This window comes from Chromobacterium sp. Ag138 (genome assembly GCF_055181315.1).
In genome coordinates this window covers 3,500,903-3,524,492 of record NZ_JBUPWA010000001.1, presented here as the reverse complement: position 1 = coordinate 3,524,492, position 23,590 = coordinate 3,500,903, and the positions used below count along the sequence as shown (strand labels likewise).

Sequence of the window (23,590 nt, the reverse complement as noted above, 5' to 3'; positions counted from 1 at the left end):
AGAGTCAAGAATATCAATACTGGAAATATCAGCCCAACCTTGCTGGGATCGGTTTTGACAGCGGCCGCCAAGCCGCCTTGGCTCCCCATCGACAAGGAATGCATTCGTGAAGAAACTGCTTGCCGTTTCATGCCTGCTGGCATTATCCCACTTCGCCGCCGCCGCGCCTTTTTCCCCGCAGGAAACCAATTACATCAAGCTGGATTTTCAAAACCAGAACGGCAGCCGCAATATCTGCGGCGGCTCGCTGGTGGGAAAAGATTTGGTGCTGACCGCCTCGCATTGCATCCTGGACAACTGGGCCGGCGTCACCGCCTACTATGGCCGCAATTTTGAAAATCAGGTCAGCGCCCGGCGCGACAACACCCAGCCCAACTGGATCAAGTTCGACCATCACGGCGTGGCCGTGGATCTGGCCCTGCTCAAGCTGTCCCAGCCTATCGCCGGCCGCGGCGGCGCCCGCGTCGTCCCGGTCGTGGCGCAGGAGGATTGCAATGCCGGCATCGGCGCGATGCAGGCGCAGCGGCGGATGGACGACCAGGGCTATCAGCTGGGGCAGAGCCTGATGCAGGTCAGCGTCGCCAACATCGTCCGCCTGGGTCCGTCGCCGCTGGCCAACGGTGTCTCCCTGCTGGCCAACGGCAACGTCGGCCGCGGCGGCGACTCCGGCAGCCCGCTGCTGTCGCCCAAGGGCGTGCAAGTAGGGGTATACAACGGCAACGCCGGCAACGTTTCCGCCTTCGCCGCGCTGTGCAAGTACGCCAGCAATATCCAGGCATGGTCGGAAACGCTCAGCCCCGGCGGCAGCCAGACGCCGCCTCCGGGCGACTGGGTGTGGCCGACGGAACGGCGGCGCTGAGGATTCGCAAATGGCAAAAGCGGCCCGCAGGCCGCTTTTTTTGCGATAGGCAACCGGCGGGCCGCCGGATCTTGCCTACACCAACCGCCCACCTCTCACCTTCAGCCCGCTCTTCGCCAGCTTGCCGATGGCGCCGCCGCTATGATTCGCGTGGGTCAACGCCACCGCCAGCGCGTCGGCGGCGTCGGCCTGCGGGGTGCCGGACAGGTTGAGCATGCGCACCACCATGTACTGCACCTGCTCCTTCGGCGCCTTGCCCTGGCCGACGACCGACTGTTTGACCTGCAGCGCGGTGTACTCCGCCACCGGCAGGTCCTTCAGCACCAGCGCCGTCATGCAGGCGCCGCGCGCCTGGCCCAGCATCAGCGTGGCGGCCGGGTTGACGTTGACGAACACCTGCTCCAGCGCCGCCTCGGTCGGCTGGTAGGTGGCGATCACCTGGTGTATCCCGTCCACGATCACCTTGACCCGCTCCGCCAGGCTGGCGCCCTGCGGCGTGCGGATGGCGCCGGAGGCGACGTAATGGCGCTGGTTGCCCAGCACGTCGATGACGCCGAAGCCGCAGATGCGGCTGCCGGGATCGATGCCGAGGATGCGCCGGCTCATGCCGTCCAGCCGGAGGCGATGCGGTCGGCCTCGGCCAGCCGCTCCGGCGTGCCGACGTCCAGCCACACCCCCTGCTGCACCTCGCCGCGAACCCGTCCCTGCTCCATCGCCGCCAGCAGCCACGGCAGCAAGGGGCTGGCCGCGCCGGGCTTCACCTCGCGGAAGAACGCCGGATGGTAGGCTGCAAGGCCGCAGAAGGTATACGGCGTGTCGCCGTCCGCGCAGGCGGCCACGCGGCCGTCGGCGCGCAGCGTCAGGTCGCGGCCGGTGGGATAGCCGGCCTTGGGCGTCAGCGCCAGATGAGCTTGCGCGGCGTCGCCGTCCAGGCGGCCTGCCGCCTGGACCAGCCGTTCCACCGGAAAATCCGTCAGCACGTCGCCGTTCAACACCAGGAAAGGCGCGTCGCCGAGCAGCGGCAAGGCGGTGGCGATGCCGCCGGCGGTTTCCAGCGCGCAGCCTTCCGGCGAATAGGCGATGGACGCGCCGAAGCGGCTGCCGTCGCCCAGCGCCGCTTCGATCTTCTCGCCCAGCCAGGCGTGGTTGATCACCAGCTCGGTCACCCCGGCGCGGACCAGGCGCTCGATATGCCACTGGATCAGCGGCTTGCCGCCGGCGACCAGCAAGGGCTTGGGCGTATGGTCGGTCAACGGCCGCATCCGCTCGCCGCGGCCGGCTGCCAGTATCATTGCCTTCATCTTCTTCTCGTTCATTTCGGGAACAGCCGTTCGGCCGGGAAATCGCCTTCGTTCTCCCAGAAGCCGCGCTCGCTGCGCTCGGTCAGCCGCCATTGGCCGTCTTGCAGCTTCAAACGGCGATAGCTGACGCGGAAGGTTTCGCCGTCCCACTCGCCCTTTGCCGGGAAGTCCGGCGCGCATGACGCCAGCAGGAAGCCATCCCGCGCCTCTTTCCAGCCGCTCTTCAGCGAGCTCGCCATCACGAACGGCTTGGCCGGATCGCGCCCCTCGGGCTGGACGAAGCGGATGCCGCGCGCGCCGACGGTGAATGGCCGCGCCTCGACGCCGGAATAGGAGCCGAAGCCGGCGGAGCGGTCTTCCTCAAGCAGAAACACCGGCTTGCCGCCATCGCTGAGCCGGGTGCGTTCCAGCTTCGACAAGCGCCCTACCCGCAGGCGCGACAACTGGCCGCCCTGACTGTCGTAGATTCGCAACTCGGCCTGCGCCAGGGCCGGCTTCCAGGCCTCGCCTTCGCTGTCGCCGCCAAAACCGCCGTCTTTCCGCGCAACGAGCCGGGCATCCTGCCACAGGCACACGCGCAGCTCCCGCGCCGGGAAGCACTGCCGCTGCTCGAGCTCGGCGGCGCCGGCCGCCAACGGCAGCGACAATAAAAGCAACGGCCAGCGCATCATTGGCCCTTGACGCCCAGCACCGGATAACTGGACTGCAGTTCCTCGTCAGTGGCGTCGCGGCCCACCAGGTCGACCAGCAGTTGGTAGAACGGCGCCAGCTCGGTGTAGCGCCGGGTGGTTCGCTTCAGATACTTGATGAAACGCGGAATCTCGGCGCGGTACTTGTCCTTGCCGTCGCGGTGGTGCAGGCGGGCGAAGATGCCGGCCACTTTCAGATGGCGCTGCACGCCCATCCACTCGAAGGCGCGGTAGAAGTCGTCGAAGGCCGGCGGCACCGGCAGGCCGGCGGCGCGCGCCTTCTCCCAGTAGCGGATCGCCAGATCCAGCACGAACTCCTCTTCCCACTCGATGAAGGCGTCGCGCAGCAGCGATACCGCGTCATAGCTGACCGGGCCGTAAACCGCGTCCTGGAAATCCAGCACGCCGGGCGCGCCGGGAGTCAGCATCAGGTTGCGGACGATGAAGTCGCGGTGGACGAAGACCTTTTCCTGGGCCAGCAGCGCCGGCAGCAGCGCCTTGACGCCGGCGTCCCACAGCTGGCGCTGCTTGAAATTCAAGGGCTTGCCCAATTCCTTGGCGCAGAACCATTCCGGGAACAGGTTCAGCTCGCGGGTCAGCAACGCTTCGTCGTATTCCGGCAACACATCCGGCTGGCTGCCCTTCTGGATCTCCACCAGGGTATCCAGCGCCTCCAGCAGCAGATGGCGGTGCACCAGGGGACGTTCGTCGTGCTGCAGCGCGGCCAGGTAGGTGACCTTGCCCAGATCCTCCATCACGATGAAGCCCTGTTCGCGGTCGCGCAGGTAAATCTCGGGCACTTTCACCATGGAGAAGATGTCTCGCACTTTGATGTAGGCGTCGGTGCCGATGCGCTCCGGCGGCGCGTCCATCACGATGCGGCTTGCGCCATCGGGCCAGATTGCACGGAAATAGCGGCGGAAGTCGGCGTCGGCCGCGGCGAATTCAAGCTGGATTTCGTCGCCGGGATACTGTTGCGCCAGCCATTTCTTGAGCTGTTCCTGTCTTTGCATGTCGCTTTATCGTGGTGCTGATAGAATTGGACGATTTTATACCGCCCACTGCCCCCCACGATATGGCTTTGTGCATGCACAGACAAAAACTGACTCCGCTGGCGCTGGCCCTGGCCGCCGCCTTTGCCCTGAATGCCCCCGCCGCCTTCGCAGAAGACGAAGAGCCGCCGATAGCCGTCCCCGCCCCGCCCAAGGAGCCAGGCCAGACCGTGGTCCACGCCGACGATCTGGACGGCGAGATGAACGTGATCCTGCACGCCAAGGGCAATGTGGTGGTGACCCGGGATGACCAGAAGATCGAATCCGACTGGCTGGACTACTACCAGAACAAGAACCGGGTGAAGGCCGGCGACCGTTTCCGCATGACCCGCGGCGGCGACGTGATCACCGGCACCACGCTGGACTACAACGTCGACACCTACAGCGGCACCGGCATGGACCCGGTGTTTTCCATGGCCAGGCAGAACCAGACCGCGGCCAAGCCGGCGCCCGGCGCGCCGCCCGCCAAACCGGTGACGCTGCGCGGCGACGGCAGCCAGGTGGACTTCCAGGGACAGAACCAATATCGCGTCTACGGCAGCCGGATGACCACCTGCGATCCCGGCGACGAGGCCTGGTACCTGAAGTCGTCGCGCACCGACCTCGACTACAACGCCGGCGTCGGCGTCGCCCACAACGCCTGGATGCAGTTCTACGGCGTGCCCATCCTGTATTCGCCGTGGCTGGACTTTCCGCTCAACAGCAACCGCAAGTCCGGCTTCCTGATGCCGACCTTCAAGACCGGCAGCTCGGGCACCGAATTCTCGCTGCCCTACTACTGGAACATCGCGCCCAACTACGACGCCACCATCACGCCGCACATCAACGTCAAGCACGGCAACATGCTGGCCGGCGAATTCCGTTACCTGCAGCCCGACTACAGCGGCCGCATCTACACCGAGCAGTTGCCGAAAGACAAGCTGACCGACCAGTCCCGCTACGCCTGGAGCGCCAGCCATAGCCAGAACTTCGGCCATGGGCTGACCTTCGGCATGGATTTCAACCAGGTATCGGACAACAACTACTTCACCGATTTCGGCGACCAGGTGGCCATCGCCTCCAACGTCAACCTGAACCGCGAAGCCTGGCTGAACTACGCGCTCGGCTGGCAGGGCGGCAGCGGCAACGTCACCCTGCGCGCCCAGCGCTACCAGAACCTGACCATCAACCCAGGCCCCGGCGACATTCCCTACGCCAAGATGCCGCAGCTGACGTTCAACGCGAGCCAGAGCCTGCCTTCCGGCTTCTCGGCCAACCTGATCTCGGATCTGACCCGCTTCGACCACCCCTCGCTGCAAAACGGCGAGCGCTTGGTGCTCTATCCCAGCGTCAGCTGGAACTTCGACCGCAGCTGGGGCTTCCTGCGGCCGAAATTGGGCGTCAATTACACCCACTACAATCTGGACGCCTTCCAGGGCAATGCAAGCAATGTCCAGACCCGCACGCTGCCGATCTTCAGCACCGACGCCGGCCTGTATTTCGACCGCGACACCCAGTTCCTGGGGCGGGATCACCTGATGACGCTGGAACCCCGGCTGTTCTACGTCAACATTCCCAACAACAAGGATCAGCTCTCGCTGCCGCAGTTCGATACCTCGCTCAACGACATCAACTTCGCGCAACTGTTCACCGAAAACCGCTACTCCGGCTACGATCCCATCAACGGCGCCAACCAGATCACCACCGCGCTGACCAGCCGCTTCATCGACCAGAGCAACGGTCTGGAGCGTTTGCGCCTGGCGGTGGGCAAGCGTTTCTATCTGAAGGACGACGTCACGCAGACAGTCAACCAACCCAGCTCCGACCTGTTGCTGTCCGCCGGCGGCGACCTGACCCGCGAATGGCGCTTCGACAGCAGCTATCAGTACAACCAGCAATTGGGCATGACCGAACGCTACAACGCCCAGCTGCGCTACAACCCGGCTGCCGGCAAGGTCGCCAGCGTGCGCTACCGCTACGGCCGCTACGAGCAGCTGGACAACTCCAATAACTCCGGTCCGATGCGCCAGGTGGACGTCGCCGCGCAGTGGCCGATCGCCCGCCGCTGGTACGCGATCGGCCGCTACAACTACTCCTTCATCGAGCGCAAGCCTATTGAGCGGCTGGCCGGCTTCGAGTACAACGATGGTTGCTGGTCGCTGCGGATGTACAGCCAACGCTATGTCACCGACCCGACCACCACCAAGAACGCGTGGTTCTTCCAGCTGGAACTCAAGGGCCTCGGCGCCCTGGGCAACAACGGCGTGCAGGACACGCTGCGTCTGGCCGTACCCGGCTACACCAAGATTAACGAGTAACAAAGCCTGACCATGAAAAAGACCCTGCTTGCCCTGTTGATCGCCAGCGTCATGCAAAGCGCGCTGGCGGCCCCCGCCACCCCGGTACGAGAAGTGGATCGCATCGTCGCCGTGGTCAACAAGAACGTGATCACCTGGCAAGAACTGCAGGCGCGCGTGGACGAAGCGATCAAACAGCTGGAATCGCAAAAGGTGGCCCCGCCGCCGCGCGAGGTGCTGGAGCGCCAGGTGCTGGAGCAGATGATCACCGAGGAAGTCCAGCTGCAATACGCGGCCAGCGGCGGCCTGCGCATCGAGGACGCCGCGGTCGATCAAGCCGTGGCCAACCTCGCCAAGCAGAACAAGCTGAGCGAAGCCGGCCTGAAAGCCCAGTTGGCCAAGGACGGCATCACGATGGACCGCCTGCGCGGCGACATCCGCCGCGAACTGACCATCTCCCGCCTGCGCGACAGCGAAGTGGCCTCCCGCGTCAACGTCAGCGACAACGAAGTGGATCAGGCGCTGAAGAGCGCGCAGAGCGCCAACCGCACCGAATACCACCTGGCCAGCATCCTGGTCGCGGTGCCAGAGCGCGCCGACGCCAAGCAGATCGAGCTGTTGTCGCAAAAGGTGCACAAGGCCCAGGCCGACCTCGCCGCCGGCCAGCCCTTCGCCAAAGTATCCGCCGCCTACTCCGACGCGCCCAACGCGCTGAAGGGCGGCGACATGGGCTGGCGCAGCGCCACCTCGCTGCCGCAGGAGTTCGTCCAATTGCTGGAGCAGCTGAAAGTCGGCGCCGACACCGACGTGATCCGCACCCAGCAAGGCTTTTTCATCTTCAAGCTGGTGGACAAGCGCAGCGGCGGCGCGCCGATGATGGTGGAGCAGTATCACCCGCGCCACATCCTGATCCGCACCAACGAGGCGGTATCCGAAGCCGACGCCAAGGCCCGCATCGACCAGGTGCGCGACCGCATCATGCGCGGCGCCAAGTTCGCCGACATGGCGAAGCTGTACTCGGAAGACGGCAGCAATTCCAAGGGCGGCGACCTGGGCTGGGTGAACCTGGGCGACCTGGTGCCGGAATTCGAGAAGGTGATGGTGTCGCAACCGATCGGCCAGGTGTCGCAGCCGGTGCGCACGCCGTTCGGCTGGCACCTGATCCTGGTCGAAGGCAAGCGCAACCAGGACGTGTCCAGCGACCACGAGAAGATGGCGGTCAAGCAGCAGATCCGCTCGCGCAAGATGGAGCAGGCCTACACCGACTGGGTGCGCCAGCTGCGCGATTCCGCCTTCGTCGAAGAACACCTGGACGAGAAGTGATGGCTAGCCGGCCCGTTCTGGCCGTCACCGCCGGAGAACCGGCCGGCATCGGCCCCGATCTGGTCCTGCGGCTGCCGGAACTGGCGCCGGAGGCCCGCTGCGTGGCGGTCGTCGACCGCGGCCTGCTGGCCGGGCGCGCCGCGGCGCTGGGCCTGGACGTGGAACTGGCCGACTACCGCCCCGGCCAGCCGGCGCCCGCCGGCGCGCTGGAGGTGCTGCACGTGCCCTTGGCCGAACCCGCGGAAGCCGGCCGACTGAATCCAGCCAACGGACGCTACGTGCTGGCCACGCTGGACGCGGCGATAGACGGCTGCGTGGCTGGCGAATTCGCCGCGATGGTCACCGCGCCGGTGCACAAGGGCGTGATCAACGAGGCCGGGGTGCCATTCACCGGCCACACCGAATACCTGGCCGAACGCACCGGAACCCGGAAAGTGGTGATGATGCTGGCAGGCGGCGGCATGCGCGTCGCGCTGGCCACCACCCATTTGCCGCTGCGCGAAGTCGCCGACGCCATCACCGCGCCGCTGCTGTTCGAAGTGATCCGCATCCTGCACGCCGACCTGGCCGGCAAATTCGGCATCGCCGCGCCGCACATCCTGGTGGCCGGCCTCAACCCGCACGCCGGCGAGAGCGGCCATATGGGCCGCGAGGAAATCGACGTCATCGAGCCGGCGCTGGACGCGCTGCGCGCCGAAGGCATCGATCTGGTCGGCCCGCTGCCGGCCGACACGCTGTTCAATCCCGACAAGCTGGCGCAAGCCGACGCGGTGCTGGCGATGTACCACGACCAGGGCCTGCCGGTGCTGAAACACGCCAGCTTCGGCGCCGGCGTCAACATCACGCTGGGCCTGCCGATCGTCCGCACCTCGGTCGACCACGGCACCGCGCTGGACCTGGCCGCCACCGGCCGCGCCGATCCGGGCAGCCTGATCGAGGCGGTGCGGCTGGCGGCGCAGCTGGCGCAAGGCTCGTCGCGCCGCTGATCTCGCCGCGCCGCTCAGCGCACCACCACCTGGTCCGGCAGCTCGTTGACGAAGGGCTCGCCGTCCCGCGGCGCGTGCTTCAGCAGCACCTCGTGGATTCGGCTCAGTCCCAGCTCCAGCCCCGCCACGTGGTCGCGGGCGGCGAAGGCCCGCTGCATCTCGGCGCAGATATCGGCCCACTCGCCGGCCGCCACCCGGCGGTTGATGCCCCGGTCGGCGATGATTTCTATCCGCCGCTCGGCCAGCAGCAGGTACACCAGCACGCCGGTGTTCTCTTCGGTGTCCCACACTCTCAGCTCGCCGAACCACTGCAGCGCCCGCTGGCGCGCGCTCATGCCGCGCCAGGCGGCGCGCCAGTCCAGCGCCGATTCCACCACGAAGCGCAATTGCCCGCGGTGCGCCCGCTCCGACTCGGCGATCCGCCGCTCCAGCCGCGTCAGTTGCGCCGCCGGGAATTGCCGCCGCGCCTGCCAGCCGGTGCTGCACAGGTGGCGCCATGCGCGTTGCCATCGATTCATTTCACCAATCTCCCGAAGCGCCGCCGCCACCGAAATCTCCGCCGCCGCCCGACCATCCGCTGCCGCCGGAGCCGGAGCCTCCCCCGCCACCTCCGCCCCAATTGCCCCAGCTGGCCAGCGACAGGCCATGCTCGCCCAAGACCAGGCACAGGCCGGCGGCCACCGCGCCGATCAGCAAGGCCATCATCACGCCGGCGCCCAGCACCACCGACAGGCCGATGCTGAGGCAGCCGATGATGAAGCTGCCCACCAGCCGGCCGAACAGCTTGCCGGCCACGCCGGAGCCGATCAGCAGGAAGAAGGCCAGCAATGGCCAGCTGTCGGCCCAGCCGCCGCCTTGGGCGGCTGGCCTGGCCGGCTCAGGCAGCTTCTCGCCGTCTATCAGGCCCTCGATCTGCGCCGTCGCCGCCTGGAGGCCCTGGAAGCGCAGGCCTTGCTTGAACAGCGGCCGCAAGGTGTCCTGCAGGATGCGCTTGGCGTAGATGTCCGGAATCGCGCCCTCCAGCCCGCGCCCGACCAGCAGCTGGGTCTGGTGCGAATCGGCGACGATCAGCAGCAGCGCGCCGTCGTCCACGCCCTTGCGCCCCAGCTTCCAGCTGTCCATTACCCGGGTGCCGTAATCGAACGGCGTTTCCGGGTCGACAGCCGGCACGATCAGCACCGCCAGCTGGCTGCCCTTGCGCTGGTGGAAATCCAGCAGCTGCTTCTCCAGCTCGCCGCGCTCGGCGTCAGTCAGGAAGGCCGCCTGGTCGATCACCGGCGAGGTCGGCGGCGGCACCGCCAGCTCGGCCCGGGCCGCGCCCGCCAGCAGGCACAGCGCGAGCCACAGCCAGGCCCATGCGCGGCTCATCTCACTTGCCTTGCTGGTCGAAGTTCACCTGCGGCGGCGCGGAGATCGCCTTCTCGTTCTCCACGGTGAAATTGGGCCGGGTCTTCAGGCTGAACATCATCGCGGTCAGGTTGTTGGGGAAGCTGCGCACGGTGACGTTATAGGCCTGCACCGAATCGATATAGCGTTTGCGCGCCAGCGCGATACGGTTCTCGGTGCCTTCCAATTGCGCCTGCAGGTCGCGGAACGACTGGTCGGCCTTCAGCTGCGGGTAGTTTTCCGACACCACCAGCAGGCGGGACAAGGCCGAGCCCAGCTGGTTCTGCGCGGCGGAAAACTGTTTGAGCTTGTTCTCGTCGGTGGCCGCCGCCGCGTCCATCTGGATGCTGCCGACGCGGGCGCGCGCCTCGGTCACCTGGGTCAGCACGTCTTTCTCGTGCTTGGCGTAGCCCTGCACCGTCTTCACCAGGTTGGGAATCAGGTCGGCGCGGCGTTGGTACTGGTTCAGCACTTCGGACCAGGCGGCGTTGGCCGCTTCGTCCTGGGACTGCATCGCGTTGTAGCCGCAGCCGCTCAGCGCGGCCGCCAGCGTGAAGACCAGCAACAGTTTCTTCCACATGATCGTCATCCTCTCGATAGTGCGAAACGCTCCGCAAGGAAGCGTCCAAAACCGATAGCTTAACCGAAAAACGGCGGCGCGCCGGCAATCGAAAAACTCATGAACATGGCGATTCGCGGCATAAAATGACAAGCTGCGGCAGCCAGGCCAGTCATCCCCCGTGAATAAAATATCCAGCCCGATTCTCATGAGCGCGTCTCATGCCAGCCGGCAATATCTTGATCTAAAGAAGAAAAAACCCTATTCAACTCGTATTTTTCGCATCGCAGCAATTACGTTAAACTGGCAGACACTCCTCTAATAAAACCCAGCTTGCGGACAAATGACAGCCATCACCAGCGAACAACGCCTGCGGGAGATCCCGTACAACTACACCTCGTATTCCGACCGCGAGATCGTGATCCGCCTGTTGGGCGAGTCGATGTGGCAATTGCTGGACGAATTGCGCGGCGCGCGCAAAACCGGCCGCTCGGCGCGGATGCTGTTCGAAGTCCTGGGCGACATCTGGGTGGTGGACCGCAATCCCTACCTGGTGGACGACCTGCTGGACAATCCCAAGCGGCTGGCCGCGCTGGTGGAGGCGATGCGCCACCGGCTGACCGAAATCGAGAGGCGCCGCGACGGCAACGACAAGGTGCAGCGGATGATCGCCGCCGCCCGCGAGGCGGTGGACGAGTTCGCCCGCCAGTTCGATGAAACCCGCGAGCTGCGCGCCCGGGTGCTGAAGAAGCTGACCCGGCTGACCCGCCGCGACAATATCCAGTTCGACGGCCTGTCCCGCGTCGCCCACGTCACCGACGCCACCGACTGGCGCGTGGAATACCCGTTCGTGGTGCTGAGCCCGGACAGCGAGGCCGAGATGGCGCCGCTGGTGCGCGCCTGCATCGAGCTCGGGCTGACCATTATCCCGCGCGGCGGCGGCACCGGCTACACCGGCGGCGCGGTGCCGCTGGACCGGATGAGCGCGGTGATCAACACCGAAAAGCTGGACCGCCACCTGGGCGTGGAACATATAGAGCTGCCGGGCCTCACGGGCAAGCGCGCCACCATCCATTGCGGCGCCGGCGTGGTCACCGCCCGCGTGTCCGAAGCGGCGTCGGCCGCCGGCCTGGTGTTCGCGGTGGACCCCACCTCGGCCGAGGCCTCCTGTATCGGCGGCAACATCGCCATGAACGCCGGCGGCAAGAAAGCCGTGCTGTGGGGCACCACGCTGGACAACCTGGCCAGCTGGAAGATGGTGGACCCGGACGGCCGCTGGCAGCTGGTGGAGCGCATCGGCCACAACTACGGCAAGATCCACGACGTGGCCGAGGCGCGCTTCCGCGTATCGCGGCTGGCCGACGACGGCAAGACCGTGGAGGAAAGCCGCGAGCTGGTCATTCCCGGCAGCGCCTTCCGCAAGGTGGGCCTGGGCAAGGACGTCACCGACAAATTCCTGGCCGGCCTGCCCGGCGTGCAGAAGGAAGGCTGCGACGGCATCATCACCAGCGCCCGCTTCGTGCTGCACCGGATGCCGGGCCATACCCGCACCGTCTGCCTGGAGTTCTTCGGCACCGTGGCCGAGGCCACGCCGGCCATCGTCGAGATCACCGACCTGTTCAAGCCCGGCGGCGCCTGTCTGGCCGCCGGCGTGCAGCTGGCCGGCCTGGAACACCTGGACTGGCGCTACGTGCGCGCGGTCGGCTACGCCACCAAGGCCAAGAGCAAGGGCCGGCCGAAGATGGTGCTGATCGCCGACATCGTCTCCGACGACGAGAACGCCGCCGCCGAGGCCGCCAGCCAGGTGGTGCGCATCGCCAACGCCCGCCACGGCGAGGGTTTCATCGCGGTGACGCCGGAAGCGCGCAAGACCTTCTGGCTGGACCGCAGCCGCACCGCGGCCATCGCCAAGCACACCAACGCCTTCAAGATCAACGAGGACGTGGTGATCCCGCTGCCGCGCCTGGGCGACTACAGCGACGGCATCGAGCGCATCAACATCGAGCTGTCGATCGCCAACAAGATCGAGCTGCTGGACACCCTGACCGAGTACTTCCACGGCCGGCTGCCGGTGGACAAGATGGACACCAACCTGCCGTCGGAAGAGCTGATCGGCGACCGGCGCGCCGCCGCGCTGTCGCTGCTGGCGGTGCACCGCGACCGCTGGCAGTGGCTGCTCGACCACATGGACGCGCACTTCCACGAGTACGCGGCCCGCTGGCCGGACGCGCCGCTGGAAGACGCGGCCGCGCGGCCGGACACCGTGTTCCACGCGCTGCGCGACTTCGCGCTGCGCGTCAGCTGGAAACGCGAAGTGCTGGCCGAGCTGGAGCAGATCTTCTCCGGCAACGCCGCCGCCGGCATCCGCGCCGCCATCCTCGAGCTGCAGAAGCACGTGCTGCGCGGCCGGGTGTTCGTCGCGCTGCACATGCACGCCGGCGACGGCAACGTGCACACCAACCTGCCGGTCAACTCCGACAACTACCGGATGCTGCAGACCGCCCACCACGCGGTGGAGCGCATCATGGCGCTGGCGCGGCGGCTGGGCGGCGTGATCTCCGGCGAGCACGGCATCGGCATCACCAAGCTGGAATTCCTCAGCGAAGACGAGATCGCCCCATTCCGCGTCTACAAGGAACTGGTGGACCCGAACGGCCACTTCAACCGCGGCAAGCTGCTGCCCGGCGCCGACCTGCGCCTGGCCTACACGCCGTCGTTCTCGCTGTTGGGCGCGGAATCGCTGATCCTGGAGCAGTCCGACATCGGCGCGATCAACGACTCGATCAAGGACTGCCTGCGCTGCGGCAAGTGCAAGCCGGTGTGCTCCACCCACGTGCCGCGCGCCAACCTGCTGTACAGCCCGCGCAACAAGATCCTCGGCGTCGGCCTGCTGACCGAGGCCTTCCTGTACGAGGAGCAGACCCGCCGCGGCGTCAGCCTCAAGCATTTCGAAGAACTGTCCGACGTCGCCGACCACTGCACGGTCTGCCACCGCTGCGTCAAGCCCTGCCCGGTGAAGATCGATTTCGGCGACGTGTCGGTGGCGATGCGCAATTTCCTGCGCAAGGCCGGCCAGAAGAAATTCAATCCCGGCACCGCGCTGGGCATGGCCTTCCTCACCGCCAAGGACCCGGCGACGATCAAGACCATACGCGCCGGCCTGGTCGGCGTCGGCTACAAGGCGCAGCGCTTGGGCAACCAGGTCGGCAAGCGGCTGGGCCTGATCGGCGGCCAGAAGAAACAGCCGCCGGCCACCGTCGGCCCGGCCCCGGTGAAGGAGCAGGTGATCCACTTCATCAACCGGCCGATGCCGGGCGGGCTGCCGAAGAAGACCGCGCGCGCGCTGCTGGACGTGGAGGATCCGCACATCGTGCCGGTGATCCGCAACCCCAAGGCGGCGGAGGACGCCGAGGCGGTGTTCTACTTCCCCGGCTGCGGCTCGGAGCGGCTGTTCAGCCAGGTGGGGCTCGCCACCCAGGCGATGCTGTGGCACGTCGGCGCGCAGACGGTGCTGCCGCCGGGCTATCTGTGCTGCGGTTATCCGCAGACCAGCGCCGGCTACCAGGACAAGGGTGACGCCATCACCACCGAGAACCGCGTGCTGTTCCACCGCGTCGCCAACACGCTGAACTACCTGGACATCAAGACCGTGGTGGTCAGCTGCGGCACCTGCTTCGACCAGTTGGCGCACTATCGCTTCGAGGACATCTTCCCCGGCTGCCGCGTGATCGACATCCACGAATACCTGATGGAAAAAGGCGTCAAGCTGGACGGCATCCAGGGCCAGCAGTACCTGTACCACGACCCCTGCCACACGCCGATGAAGACTCACCAGCCGCTGAAGGTGGTCAACGAGCTGATGGGCGGCGGCGTGCCGCTGTCCGACCGCTGCTGCGGCGAGGCCGGCACCTTCGCCGCCAGCCGGCCCGACATCGCCACCCAGGTGCGCGCGCGCAAGGAGGAGGAGATCCGCGGCAATCTGCAGGCGCTGACCGGCGGCCAGCCGCCGGCCAAGCCGGTGAAGATCCTCACCTCCTGCCCGTCCTGCCTGCAGGGCCTGTCGCGCTACAACGACGACACCGGCACCGAAGCCGACTACATCGTGGTGGAAATCGCCCGCCACCTGCTGGGCGAGAACTGGCTGCCGGAATACGTGGCCCGCGCCCGCGACGGCGGCATCGAAAGAGTGCTGTTGTAACTTTGCCCCCGGCCCTTCCGTCCAGGAAAGGCCGGGGCTTGACCTTGCCGCTACGGCAAGGTCCAGACTGGCTCCATCCGCCACGACGCGTTTCGACTCATGCTCACCATCGGACAACTGGCCCGCTGCTACGGCCTCAGCACCAAGACGCTGCGCCACTACGACAGCATCGGCCTGTTCCGCCCGGCGCTGACCGGGCGCGACAACGGCTACCGCTATTACCTGCCGGCGCAGGTGGCGGAGCTGGGCCGCATCGTCATGCTGCGCGACCTGGGCCTGCCGCTGGACGAGATCGCCAAGCTGCTGCCCGCCGACGACGCGGCCCTGCGCCGCGCGCTGCGCGGGCATGCGGCGCGGCTGCGGGATGAGATCGAAACGCGGCGCGAGCGGATCGCGCGCATCGAGCGCCGACTCGACCAACCCGAATGGAGCCAGACCGCCATGCAAACGCCCGACATCATCGACCTGCCCGCCTTCCGCGTCATCGGCCTCGCCTGGAGCCCCCAGGACGAGGGCGACATCCCGGCCATGTGGCAGCGTTTCCTAGAACGCGAGCACGAAATCGCCGATGCCCGCCCCGGCAGCAGCTACGGCCTGTGCCAACCGCTGCCCGACGGCGGCTGGCGCTACCTCGCCGCCTTGCAGGCGGCGGCGGACGCGCCGGTGCCGGACGGCATGGCGGCGGTCGACGTGCCCGCCCAGCGCTACGCCCGCTTCCGCCACGTCGGCCCGGTGGACGGCCTGCCCGCCACCTTCCGCGCCATCCACGGCAGCTGGCTGCCGGCGGCCGGCCTGGAAGCGGTGGACGGCATCGAATTCGAATACATGGACCAGCGCTTCATCGCGCCCGGCCATCCCGATTCGCTGACCGAGCTGTACATCCCGATCCGCTGACGAATAAGCCATTCGCATAGCACGATGTGATAAATTGCCGGGTCCGCCACTCCGGAGAACCCAGCCATGCTGCTTCGCACCGACCGCGACACTCTGCTCGCGCCGCTTTCCATCGTCAGCGGCGTGGCGCCGCGCCGCCACGCGCTGCCCATCCTGTCGCACGCGCTGCTGGAAGCCGACGGCCAAAACCTGGCGCTGACCGCCAGCGATCTGGAGATCCAGCTGCGAAGCCGTCGGGCCGTCCCGACCGACACGCCGTTCCGCCTATGCCTGCCGGCGCGCAAGCTGCTGGACATCCTGCGCGCGCTGCCCGCCGGTTGCGAGCTGCAGCTGAAGCGGCATGGCGGCCAACTGCTGTTGCTGGCCGCCGGCAGCCGCTTCCTGCTGCAGACGCTGCCGGCCGACGACTTCCCGTTGCTGGAGGCCGATGCCGACACCGCGGCCCCGCTGCGGCTGGAGCAGGGCGAGCTGAAACGCAAGCTGGGCCAGATCCTTTACGCGCTGGCGGACAACGACATCCGCCCCTACCTCAACGCCCTGCTGCTGCAACGGGACGGCGGCGAGCTGCGGCTGATCGCCTCCGACGGCGTGCGCTTGGCTTGCCAGCGCTACCCGCTGCCTGACATCCAGCCGGGAAGAACGCTGCTGCTGCCGCGCAAGGCGGCGCTGGAACTGGCCAAGCTGCTGGGCGATCGGGACGCTCCTGTCCTGCTGGAGCCCGGCGCGCGGCAACTGGCCTGCGCGATCGGCGACACCCTGCTGCGCTGCAAGCTGCTGGACGCCCGCGCGCCGGACTATCTGCGCCTATTGCCGGAGCGCCACGACTGCGAGCTGACGCTGCCGCGCCTGCCGCTGCTGGAAGCGGTGCAACGGGTGGCGGTGCTGGCGCACGCCAAGTTCCGCCAGCTGGAGCTGGCGATACGTCCCGGCCAGCTGGCGCTGCGCTGCCGCAACGCCGACCGCGAAGAGGCGGAGGAGACGCTGCCGACCGACTGGCAGGGCCCGCCGCTCGACGCCAGCTTCAATCTGCAATACCTGCAGGACGTGCTGACCCATGTGCCGGCCGAGCATCTGCGCTTCGGCCTGGGCGGCGATCAGCGCGGCATGCTGGTCACCAACCCCGACGATCCGCACTTCCAATACCTGGCCATGCCGCTTCGTGGCTGACGCGCGGCCTCGCAACGCCTATCTTCATATTACGATCCGCGATTTTGCCATTCGGAAGGGTAGCCGTGTCTGGCCCATTGTCTCGTTATCGCCTGGCCATCATCGTCGCCCTGCTGTTGCTGGCCGGCATCATCGTCAATGCCGGCCTGTACTATCGGCAGGGCAGCCAGGACATCCGCCAGGGCATCGTCGAACAAGGGCTGCCGCTGACCGGCGACACCATCTTTTCCGAGATAGACAAAAGCATCCTGCGACCGTTGTCGGTGGCGTCGCTGATGGCCAACGACACCTTTCTGCAGGACTGGCTGAAGGACGGCGAGCAGGACGCTGGCCGCGCCGCGCGCTACCTGGCGGCCATCAACGGCCGCTACGGCATCACCGGCAGCTTCCTGGTGTCGGAAAACAGCCGGCGCTACTACTACGCCGGCGGCGTGCTGAAGACCGTTTCGCCGGCCGATCCCGAAGACCGCTGGTATTTCCGCAGCCTCCAGATCGCCCAGAGCGACGCCTACGACATCGCGCTGGACGAGGACATGACCAATGGCGGCAAGACCACGCTGTTCATCAACCACCGCATCGTCGATGGCCAGGGCAAGCTGCTGGGCGTGATCGGCGTCGGTCTGCCCCAGGCCGAGCTGAGCGCGCAGCTGGCCGCGCATGAGCGGCGTTTCCAGCGCCGCATCTACTTCATCGACCATGGCGGCCGCATCGTGCTGGACAGCGCCGGCGCCGGGCAGCGCAAGCTGCGCGACCTGCCGGGCCTGGCCCAGCTGACCGACGCCATCCTCGCCGGCGGCACCGAGCCGCGCAAGCTGGAGTACAGCCGCGACGGCAACCGCTACCTGCTGACCACTCGCCTGCTGCCCGAGCTGGGCTGGCATTTGCTGGTGGAGCAGAACGAAACCCACGCGCTGCAGCCGCTGCACGCCGCGCTGCAGGTCAATCTGGCCATCAACAGCACCATTCTGCTGCTGGTGCTGATCGCGGTGCTGGCCACCTTGCAGCACCACCAGCGGCGGATGCGACAGCTGGCCACCACCGACCCGCTGACCGGCTGCCTGAACCGGCTGGCCTTCCTGGACCTGCTGCCCGGCTGGCTGCGCGCCTGCGAACGCGCCAGCGCCGAGCCGCAGCTGCTGATGATAGACATCGACCATTTCAAGCAGGTCAACGACAAGCACGGCCACCAGGTCGGCGACCAGGTGCTGCGCGAGATCGCCGACCTGCTGCGCTCGCAGCTGCGCGGCGGCGACCTGCTGATACGCTGGGGCGGCGAGGAGTTCGTGGTGCTGGTCCACAGCCACGGCGACGACGACGCGCTGGCCGAGCGTCTGCGCAGCATCGTCGCCCATCACATGATGAGCGCCTCCGGCCAGCGGCTGACGGTGACCATCAGCATCGGCCTGTGCCAGTGGCTGCCGCCGGAAACGCTGGAAGCCGCCGTCGCCCGCGCCGACCTCGCGCTGTACGCCGCCAAACTAGGCGGCCGCAACCGCGTCTGCCATGCCCAGCCCTACCATCCGCTGGACGAGCCCATCGCATGATAAATGCTTATACTGTGGACTTTGATCGCGAAGTCCGCCCATGCCCGCCATCCAGCTGCTGATCCCCGACGACTACCAGAACATCGGCCCCGAACTGGTCGAACTGCGCCAGGACCCCGGCTACCGCTGCGCCAGCGTCGGCGACCTGTCCCGGCAGCCGGACGCGGACGCCGTCCTGGCCGCAACCGACGCCCTGCTGCTGATCCGCGAACGCACCGTGGTGGACGCCGCGCTGCTGGCGCGGATGCCGGCGTTGAAGCTGGTCAGCCAGACCGGCAAGCTCGCCCGCAACATCGACGTGGACGCCTGCACCCACGCCGGCGTCGCGGTGGTGGAAGGCAGCGGCTCGCCGCACGCGCCGGCGGAGCTGGCCTGGCTGCTGATCATGGCGGCGCGCCGCCGGCTGGAGGAGAACATGGCCAGCCTGCGCGCAGGCCGCTGGCAGGGTCCGGTGGGCCATGTGGTGCGTGGCCAGACGCTGGGCATTCTCGGCTTCGGCAAGATCGGCAAGCTGGTGGCCGGCTACGGCCGCGCCTTCGACATGGAGATCCTGGTCTGGGGCAGCGAGCGCGCCCGCGAGGAAGCGCTGGCGCTGGGCTACCGGGCCGCCGCCAGCCGCGAGGCCTTCTTCGCCGACGCCGACATCGTCACCCTGCACCAGAGGCTGCTCCCCGCCACCGCCGGCAATGTGACCCGCGCCGACCTCTCGGCGATGAAGCCAGACGCGCTGCTGGTCAACACCAGCCGCGCCGAACTGATCGCGCCCGGCGCGCTGGAAGCGGCGCTGGACGCCGGCCGCCCCGGCTTCGCCGCGCTCGACGTGTTCGAGCAGGAACCGATCTACGACGCCGGCCATCCGCTGCTGCGCCGCCCCAACGTGCTGTGCACGCCGCATCTGGGCTACGCCGAGGCCGACAGCTACCGCCAGTATCTGGAGATCGCCTACCGCAACGCGCTGCGCTTCTTCGAGGGCGACGCGTCGCATGTGCTGAACCCGGAAGCCCTGGCCTGAGGCCGCCCACCCTTTTCCCACACCTGCCGGAGAGCAAACATGTCCGATACCGCGCTGCTGATCATCGATGTACAAGCCGGCGTCGTCGAAGGCGAGCTTCGCGCCGCCCGCCTCGACGCCGTGCTCGACAACCTCAACCTAGCCATCGCCAAGGCCCGCCAGCGCGGCATGCCGGTGATCTTCGTCCAGCACGAGGAGGACGACCTGCCGCGCGGTTCCGACGCCTGGCAGCTGCATCCCCGGCTGGCGCGGCAGGACGGCGACGCCATCGTCTACAAGCGCTACGGCGACAGCTTCTGCGACACCGATCTGGCGCAACTGCTGTCGTCGCGCGGCGCGAGCAAGCTGTGGATAGGCGGCGCCGCCACCGATTTCTGCGTCGACAGCACGCTGCGCAACGCGGTGTCGCGCGGCTACCAAGCCACCGTGATCGCCGACGGCCATACCACGCTCAGCGCCTTCGCCCTCAGCGCCGAGCAGGTGATCGACCATTTCAACGCCGTCTGGCAAGCCTCCAGCGCCACGCCGCAACCGCTGCGGGTGCTGCCGGCGGCCGAGCTGTGAATCCCGGCAGGCCATGAAAAACGGCGGGGCATGCCCCGCCGTTTTCTCATCCGCGCCCGCTTACTTCTTCACCGCCCTGGCTTTCGCCGCCGCGGCGGCCGCGCGGCGCTGGGCGGCGGTCGCCGCGTCCAGCCTCACCTCGGCGCTGGTCTTCAGCAAGGTCGCCTGCGCGTCGTCGCCGTCCAGCGACCAGCTGAACACGCCGCCCAGCTGCTGCGAACGCACGTAGTCGAGCTTGCCGCGGATGGTGGCCGGATCGTCGTAGCTCCAGAACTCGTTGCCGTCGTAGGTCCACAGCTGCTTGGCCACCGGGCTGTTGAACTGTTTGGCGCTGCGAGTCACCAGAATGCGGTAATCCTCGATGCCCTGCTCGTAAGTGCCCTTGGCCGGACCGGTGGCCACCTGGTACAGGCCGTCGCCCTTCGGACCGGCGGCGACGCCGGCCCAGCCGCGGCCGTAGAACGGCAGGCCGACGTTGATCTTGGCGCGCGGCACGCCGGCGCCCACCAGGGTCTTCACCGCGTCGTCGACGTTGTAATAAACCTGGTCGCCGGTCACCGGCGCGGCCGGATCGCGGTAGAGATTGGACTGGAAGTTGGTCGGCCCCTTGGCGTCCCAGCCGCCGTGGAAGTCGTAGGTCATCACGTTGATCCAGTCGAGATAGGCGCTGTACTTGTCCGGCTCGGTGTTGCGGATCTTGTCGACGCCGGAGCCGATCGCCACCGTCAGGTAGTAGCGGCGCTTGTTGGCCGTGGACAGCGCGTTCAGCTGGTTGCGGAATTCCGCCATCAGCAGCGTGTAGTTCTGCTTGTCGTTGGGGTCGACGGTATTGGTCGGCAGGCCGCCGCCGCCCGGGTATTCCCAATCGATGTCGAAGCCGTCGAACACGCCGAGCGCCGCGGCTTGCCCGCCGGCGCTTTCGCCCACCGGCAGGTTGCCCTTGATGTAGAGGTCGATGCACGAGCTGACCATCGCCTTGCGGCCGGCGTCGGTGGCGGCGAACTTGCCGAAGTTCTTCGACCAGGTCCAGCCGCCCAGCGAGATCAATACCTTCAGCGAGGGATTGGCCAGCTTCAGCTTGCGCAGCTGGTTGAAATTGCCGCGCAGCGGATCGTTCCAGCTGTCGGCCTTGCCGTCCACCGACTCGTTGGCGGCGAAAGAGCGCTGGTAATCGGCCCAAGCGTCGCCGCCGTCGCCGTTGCCGTTCTCGGCGCGGGTGACCATGCCGCACTTGCCGTCGGCGTAGACATTGCCGAACGCGTAGTTGAGGAAGGTCAGCTGCTTGTCGCCGCCGGACTTCACCAGGTTGGCGACCTTGTAGTTGCGATCGTAGATGCCCCACTGGGCGAAGTAGGAGCCGACATGGCGGCCGACGGTGGGCTTGGGCTCGGGCGGCACGCCGCTGCCGGGGTTGCCCGGCGTGCCCGGATCGCCGCCATCGGGCACGCATTCGCTGGCCGGACGCTCCTGCCAGGCGCCCCACTGGCTGCTGCCCGGCTGCTCGCCCTGGGTCCACCAGCTGGCGCGCCAGGTCTTGCCGTTGAAGGTGGCGTAGTCGCCGGCGTTATAGACTTTGCCGGTGGCCCACGGCGAGCAAGACGGCGCGGCCCAGACCGCTTGGGACAACGCGAAGGCGGCGCCGACTGCCAGCAGCGCGCGCGACAACGGAAATGGCATCATTGTGGTTCTCCTCTTCTTGATTGAGTGAACGGCGGAGAGATTCGCTCTGCCTATGCGCACACCAAACATGAGCGTCTCATGTGGTATTACATTGGTATCAGAATCGAATATCCAGACCCAAATTCAAGAACAGACCAAACCATCTGTCATTTAGTACAGTTTTTACTGATACTGAATGACAGATATACAACAGAATCTTCAAAAAGAGAGCAAAAATAAAAAGGAGGCCTTAAGCCTCCTTTGTCTCACATCCGGAGATGACCCGGCCGATCAGGCCGCTTTCTTCACGTGGTGATGCTTCTTGTGATGGTGGTGCTTGCCGTGCTTCTTGGCGGCTTGCGCCTTTTGCGCGGCCGGAGCCGAACTGGCCTTCTTGGCGTGGTGCTTCTTGTGATGCTTGTGATGCTTGGCCGGAGCGGCGGCCTTGGCGGCCGGCGCGGAGGCGTCGGCGGCGTAGGTGGCGGCGGAACCCAGGCCCAGAGCGGCGGCCAGCAGGAGGGCGGTCAGTTTTTTCATGGTCATGCTCCCGAATACGAGTGTAAGGATTCTGTTTCTGGGGCGCTGTTTTCTGCGCCCTTGAACCCATAGTAGGCAGGCCGCCCCATCCCGTCTGTGAGGCCTGTGTAAGCGGGTGTAACCAATCGTAATGTCAGCGGGCGGACTCGCCTTCGGCTTGCAGGGGCGGGACCAGCGTCACCAGCAGCTGGTCGATCCGGTAGTTGTCGATGTCCACCACCTCGAACTTGTAGCCCTCGAATTCCACGCTGTCGGTGCGCTTGGGAATCCGGCGCAGCATGTACATCATGAAACCCGCGATGGTTTCGTAGTTTTCGTCGTCGGGGAAGGATTCGATGTCCAGCGCCCGCAGCACGTCCTCCACCGGCGTGGCGCCGTCCACCAGCCAGGAACGGTCGTCGCGGCGGACGATCTGCTCCTCCTGGAACTGGTTGACCAGGTCGCCCATCACCGTGCTCATCAGATCGTTCAGGGTGATCACGCCCACCACCAGCGCGTACTCGTTCATCACCACCGCGAAGTCCTCGCGCGAGGCCTTGAAGCGCTCCAGCAGCTCGGACAGGGTCAGCGTGTCCGGAATGATCAGCACGCTGCGTATCGTCAGCTCGCGCTTCATCGACAGGCTCTGCTGGTTGATCAGCCGCATCAGGATGTCCTTGGAGTCGACATAGCCGATCACCGAATCGATCACGCCGTCGCAAACCAGAAACTTGGTGTGCGGATGCTCGGCGATCTTCTGCTTGATGCTGGTTTCATCCTCGTGCAGCGTGAAGTAGACGATGCTTTCGCGCGCGGTCATCGACGACGGCACGGTGCGGCTTTCCAGCTCGAACACGTTTTCGATCAGGTGGTGTTCCCGCTGCTGCAGCACGCCGGCCTCGGCGCCGGCATCCATCATCGCCAGCAGGTCGGCCGGGGTCAGGTCTTCCGGCCGCGCGGTCGGCACGCCCAGCATGCGGAAGAACACGTTGGCCAGGCCGTTGAACAGCCACACCAGCGGCCGGAACACCCGCACGCAGAACAGCATCGGCCGCACCACCAACAGCGCGATGCGCTCCGGCGCCACCATGCCCAGCCGCTTCGGCATCAGGTCGGCGAACAGCACGAACAACGAAGTCACGCTCAGAAAGGACAGGACGAAGCTCAGGTGCTCGACCCAGCCAGCCGGCGTCACCACATGCAGCATCGCGGCGAAGTAGGGCGTGAACGCCGCTTCGCCCAGGATGCCGGCCAGGATGGCCACCGCGTTCAGGCCGATCTGCACCACGGTGAAGAAATGGCCGGGCTGCTGCTGCAGCTCCAGCACCCGCTCGGCGTTGACGTTGCCTTCCTCGGCCAGCAGCCTGAGCTTGATCTTGCGCGCGGCGGCCAGCGAAATCTCCGACACCGAGAAAAAGGCGCTGGCGGCGATCAGCAGAAGAATGATGGAAAGATTGTTTGCAAGGCTCACGATAAGTCCCGAACAAGTGCTGGCGCTGCGCCGCGAATAAGACCACCCGATTCGCGAGACTGAACGCATGGATTTGATGTCCAGTATAACAGAGCCGTTTTCGCCCACCGCCCCGCCGGCGTCCGCCGCGCGTA

The 23,590-nt window shown here is 66.7% G+C and carries 20 protein-coding genes; 10 read left to right on the top strand and 10 right to left on the bottom strand.

Annotation, left to right across the window (positions count from 1 at the left end):
• Nucleotides 1-106: 106 nt before the first annotated feature.
• Nucleotides 107-859, top strand: a complete 753-nt coding sequence (locus tag ACY3GB_RS16390; protein WP_463089685.1) for a trypsin-like serine protease — start codon at nucleotides 107-109, stop codon at nucleotides 857-859.
• Between the two features lie 75 nt (nucleotides 860-934).
• Here the strand turns inward: ACY3GB_RS16390 and ruvC are convergent, their stop codons facing one another.
• Genes ruvC through amgK form a run of 4 tightly spaced genes read right to left on the bottom strand, consistent with a single transcriptional unit; the run spans nucleotide 935 to nucleotide 3,862 of the window.
• A complete protein-coding gene (gene ruvC, locus ACY3GB_RS16385) occupies nucleotides 935-1,465 on the bottom strand; it encodes a crossover junction endodeoxyribonuclease RuvC (protein WP_463089684.1) in 531 nt (176 codons plus the stop codon).
• Nucleotides 1,462-2,160 carry an N-acetylmuramate alpha-1-phosphate uridylyltransferase MurU gene (murU, locus tag ACY3GB_RS16380; RefSeq protein WP_463089683.1) on the bottom strand — a complete coding sequence of 233 codons (699 nt, stop codon included), beginning with the start codon at nucleotides 2,158-2,160 and terminating at the stop codon, nucleotides 1,462-1,464. Before murU ends, ruvC begins: the two co-directional genes overlap by 4 nt.
• 11 nt (nucleotides 2,161-2,171) lie before the next feature.
• Nucleotides 2,172-2,831 carry a hypothetical protein gene (locus tag ACY3GB_RS16375; protein WP_463089682.1) on the bottom strand — a complete coding sequence of 220 codons (660 nt, stop codon included), beginning with the start codon at nucleotides 2,829-2,831 and terminating at the stop codon, nucleotides 2,172-2,174.
• Nucleotides 2,828-3,862 carry an N-acetylmuramate/N-acetylglucosamine kinase AmgK gene (amgK, locus tag ACY3GB_RS16370; protein WP_463089681.1) on the bottom strand — a complete coding sequence of 345 codons (1,035 nt, stop codon included), beginning with the start codon at nucleotides 3,860-3,862 and terminating at the stop codon, nucleotides 2,828-2,830. Before amgK ends, ACY3GB_RS16375 begins: the two co-directional genes overlap by 4 nt.
• 74 nt (nucleotides 3,863-3,936) lie before the next feature.
• Between amgK and ACY3GB_RS16365 the strand changes: the two genes are divergently transcribed.
• The 3 genes from ACY3GB_RS16365 to pdxA are packed head-to-tail and all read left to right on the top strand — an operon-like array spanning nucleotide 3,937 to nucleotide 8,486.
• The gene (locus ACY3GB_RS16365; protein WP_463089680.1) at nucleotides 3,937-6,198 is read left to right on the top strand and encodes an LPS-assembly protein LptD; all 2,262 of its coding nucleotides are present in this window, start codon (nucleotides 3,937-3,939) and stop codon (nucleotides 6,196-6,198) included.
• 12 nt (nucleotides 6,199-6,210) lie between these two features.
• Nucleotides 6,211-7,500 carry a peptidylprolyl isomerase gene (locus ACY3GB_RS16360; RefSeq protein ID WP_463089679.1) on the top strand — a complete coding sequence of 430 codons (1,290 nt, stop codon included), beginning with the start codon at nucleotides 6,211-6,213 and terminating at the stop codon, nucleotides 7,498-7,500.
• Nucleotides 7,500-8,486 carry a 4-hydroxythreonine-4-phosphate dehydrogenase PdxA gene (gene pdxA, locus ACY3GB_RS16355; RefSeq protein ID WP_463089678.1) on the top strand — a complete coding sequence of 329 codons (987 nt, stop codon included), beginning with the start codon at nucleotides 7,500-7,502 and terminating at the stop codon, nucleotides 8,484-8,486. Before ACY3GB_RS16360 ends, pdxA begins: the two co-directional genes overlap by 1 nt.
• Before the next feature lie 14 nt (nucleotides 8,487-8,500).
• On the opposite strand, the gene ACY3GB_RS16350 is transcribed toward pdxA, so the two are convergent.
• From ACY3GB_RS16350 to ACY3GB_RS16340, 3 genes are read right to left on the bottom strand one after another with little or no spacing between them, the layout of a single operon-like run.
• Nucleotides 8,501-9,004, bottom strand: coding sequence for a TPM domain-containing protein (locus ACY3GB_RS16350; protein ID WP_463089677.1), 504 nt, complete (start codon nucleotides 9,002-9,004; stop codon nucleotides 8,501-8,503).
• A 1-nt stretch (nucleotide 9,005) separates the two neighbouring features.
• Entirely contained in the window at nucleotides 9,006-9,854 is an 849-nt protein-coding gene (locus tag ACY3GB_RS16345; RefSeq protein ID WP_463089676.1) for a TPM domain-containing protein, read from the bottom strand.
• Nucleotide 9,855: 1 nt separating this feature from the next.
• Nucleotides 9,856-10,461 (bottom strand): LemA family protein, encoded by a 606-nt coding sequence (locus tag ACY3GB_RS16340; protein WP_463089675.1) that lies wholly within the window; start codon nucleotides 10,459-10,461, stop codon nucleotides 9,856-9,858.
• 313 nt (nucleotides 10,462-10,774) lie between these two features.
• Here ACY3GB_RS16340 and ACY3GB_RS16335 point away from each other — a divergent pair, with 313 nt between their 5' ends.
• The 6 genes from ACY3GB_RS16335 (at nucleotide 10,775) to ACY3GB_RS16310 (ending at nucleotide 19,810) form a co-directional block, all read left to right on the top strand.
• Nucleotides 10,775-14,629 (top strand): DUF3683 domain-containing protein, encoded by a 3,855-nt coding sequence (locus ACY3GB_RS16335; RefSeq protein ID WP_463089674.1) that lies wholly within the window; start codon nucleotides 10,775-10,777, stop codon nucleotides 14,627-14,629.
• Nucleotides 14,630-14,728: 99 nt separating this feature from the next.
• A complete protein-coding gene (locus ACY3GB_RS16330; RefSeq protein WP_463089673.1) occupies nucleotides 14,729-15,523 on the top strand; it encodes a MerR family transcriptional regulator in 795 nt (264 codons plus the stop codon).
• A 66-nt stretch (nucleotides 15,524-15,589) separates the two neighbouring features.
• A complete protein-coding gene (gene dnaN, locus ACY3GB_RS16325; protein WP_463089672.1) occupies nucleotides 15,590-16,690 on the top strand; it encodes a DNA polymerase III subunit beta in 1,101 nt (366 codons plus the stop codon).
• 65 nt (nucleotides 16,691-16,755) lie between these two features.
• Nucleotides 16,756-18,234, top strand: a complete 1,479-nt coding sequence (locus ACY3GB_RS16320; protein WP_463089671.1) for a sensor domain-containing diguanylate cyclase — start codon at nucleotides 16,756-16,758, stop codon at nucleotides 18,232-18,234.
• Between the two features lie 40 nt (nucleotides 18,235-18,274).
• On the top strand, nucleotides 18,275-19,246 hold the full coding sequence (locus ACY3GB_RS16315) for a D-2-hydroxyacid dehydrogenase family protein (RefSeq protein ID WP_463089670.1): 972 nt from the start codon (nucleotides 18,275-18,277) through the stop codon (nucleotides 19,244-19,246).
• A gap of 39 nt (nucleotides 19,247-19,285) precedes the next feature.
• Nucleotides 19,286-19,810 carry a cysteine hydrolase family protein gene (locus tag ACY3GB_RS16310; RefSeq protein ID WP_463089669.1) on the top strand — a complete coding sequence of 175 codons (525 nt, stop codon included), beginning with the start codon at nucleotides 19,286-19,288 and terminating at the stop codon, nucleotides 19,808-19,810.
• A gap of 60 nt (nucleotides 19,811-19,870) precedes the next feature.
• Here ACY3GB_RS16310 and ACY3GB_RS16305 read toward each other — a convergent pair whose 3' ends face one another.
• The 3 genes from ACY3GB_RS16305 to paeA form a co-directional block, all read right to left on the bottom strand.
• Complete coding sequence (locus ACY3GB_RS16305; protein WP_463089668.1) at nucleotides 19,871-21,490, bottom strand: glycosyl hydrolase family 18 protein; 1,620 nt, start codon at nucleotides 21,488-21,490, stop codon at nucleotides 19,871-19,873.
• Between the two features lie 270 nt (nucleotides 21,491-21,760).
• Nucleotides 21,761-22,006 (bottom strand): hypothetical protein, encoded by a 246-nt coding sequence (locus ACY3GB_RS16300; protein WP_011137787.1) that lies wholly within the window; start codon nucleotides 22,004-22,006, stop codon nucleotides 21,761-21,763.
• A 133-nt stretch (nucleotides 22,007-22,139) separates the two neighbouring features.
• On the bottom strand, nucleotides 22,140-23,456 hold the full coding sequence (gene paeA / locus ACY3GB_RS16295) for a polyamine export protein PaeA (RefSeq protein WP_463089667.1): 1,317 nt from the start codon (nucleotides 23,454-23,456) through the stop codon (nucleotides 22,140-22,142).
• Nucleotides 23,457-23,590: the final 134 nt, after the last annotated feature.

What these genes read in the sequence shown, in the direction of transcription:
- ACY3GB_RS16335 (WP_463089674.1), top strand. Translation starts at nt 10,775, where the DNA reads ATGACAGCCATCACCAGCGAACAACGCCTGCGGGAGATCCCGTACAAC.
- dnaN (WP_463089672.1), top strand. Translation starts at nt 15,590, where the DNA reads ATGCTGCTTCGCACCGACCGCGACACTCTGCTCGCGCCGCTTTCCATC.
- ACY3GB_RS16315 (WP_463089670.1), top strand. Translation starts at nt 18,275, where the DNA reads ATGCCCGCCATCCAGCTGCTGATCCCCGACGACTACCAGAACATCGGC.
- ACY3GB_RS16310 (WP_463089669.1), top strand. Translation starts at nt 19,286, where the DNA reads ATGTCCGATACCGCGCTGCTGATCATCGATGTACAAGCCGGCGTCGTC.
- ACY3GB_RS16340 (WP_463089675.1), bottom strand. Translation starts at nt 10,461, where the DNA reads ATGACGATCATGTGGAAGAAACTGTTGCTGGTCTTCACGCTGGCGGCC.
- ACY3GB_RS16305 (WP_463089668.1), bottom strand. Translation starts at nt 21,490, where the DNA reads ATGATGCCATTTCCGTTGTCGCGCGCGCTGCTGGCAGTCGGCGCCGCC.
- ACY3GB_RS16360 (WP_463089679.1), top strand. Translation starts at nt 6,211, where the DNA reads ATGAAAAAGACCCTGCTTGCCCTGTTGATCGCCAGCGTCATGCAAAGC.
- ACY3GB_RS16345 (WP_463089676.1), bottom strand. Translation starts at nt 9,854, where the DNA reads ATGAGCCGCGCATGGGCCTGGCTGTGGCTCGCGCTGTGCCTGCTGGCG.
- ACY3GB_RS16375 (WP_463089682.1), bottom strand. Translation starts at nt 2,831, where the DNA reads ATGATGCGCTGGCCGTTGCTTTTATTGTCGCTGCCGTTGGCGGCCGGC.
- ACY3GB_RS16365 (WP_463089680.1), top strand. Translation starts at nt 3,937, where the DNA reads ATGCACAGACAAAAACTGACTCCGCTGGCGCTGGCCCTGGCCGCCGCC.
- ACY3GB_RS16350 (WP_463089677.1), bottom strand. Translation starts at nt 9,004, where the DNA reads ATGAATCGATGGCAACGCGCATGGCGCCACCTGTGCAGCACCGGCTGG.
- pdxA (WP_463089678.1), top strand. Translation starts at nt 7,500, where the DNA reads ATGGCTAGCCGGCCCGTTCTGGCCGTCACCGCCGGAGAACCGGCCGGC.
- ACY3GB_RS16330 (WP_463089673.1), top strand. Translation starts at nt 14,729, where the DNA reads ATGCTCACCATCGGACAACTGGCCCGCTGCTACGGCCTCAGCACCAAG.
- murU (WP_463089683.1), bottom strand. Translation starts at nt 2,160, where the DNA reads ATGAAGGCAATGATACTGGCAGCCGGCCGCGGCGAGCGGATGCGGCCG.
- ruvC (WP_463089684.1), bottom strand. Translation starts at nt 1,465, where the DNA reads ATGAGCCGGCGCATCCTCGGCATCGATCCCGGCAGCCGCATCTGCGGC.
- amgK (WP_463089681.1), bottom strand. Translation starts at nt 3,862, where the DNA reads ATGCAAAGACAGGAACAGCTCAAGAAATGGCTGGCGCAACAGTATCCC.
- ACY3GB_RS16300 (WP_011137787.1), bottom strand. Translation starts at nt 22,006, where the DNA reads ATGAAAAAACTGACCGCCCTCCTGCTGGCCGCCGCTCTGGGCCTGGGT.